1 tRNA gene and 1 rRNA gene are annotated in these 253 nt (G+C 53.8%); both read left to right on the top strand.

What is annotated here, in order from left to right:
* A 16S ribosomal RNA gene (locus tag G3N99_RS41660) occupies positions 1 to 112 on the top strand; the annotation flags it as partial.
* Positions 113 to 176: 64 nt separating this feature from the next.
* A tRNA-Ile gene (locus G3N99_RS41655) sits at positions 177 to 253 on the top strand.

Genomic DNA, 253 nt, shown 5'->3' with positions numbered 1-253 from the left:
AGAAGTGGCTAGTCTAACCGCAAGGAGGACGGTCACCACGGTAGGATTCATGACTGGGGTGAAGTCGTAACAAGGTAGCCGTATCGGAAGGTGCGGCTGGATCACCTCCTTTCCAGAGCTATCTCGCGAAGTTGAGCGCTCACGCTTATCGGCTGTAAATTTAAAGACAGACTCAGGGGTCTGTAGCTCAGTCGGTTAGAGCACCGTCTTGATAAGGCGGGGGTCGTTGGTTCGAATCCAACCAGACCCACCA

This window comes from Burkholderia sp. Ac-20392, assembly GCF_017104585.1.
Taxonomy (GTDB): domain Bacteria; phylum Pseudomonadota; class Gammaproteobacteria; order Burkholderiales; family Burkholderiaceae; genus Burkholderia; species Burkholderia lata.
Note: the sequence above shows the minus strand (reverse complement) of the source record. Positions and strands in the feature narration are given on the sequence as shown.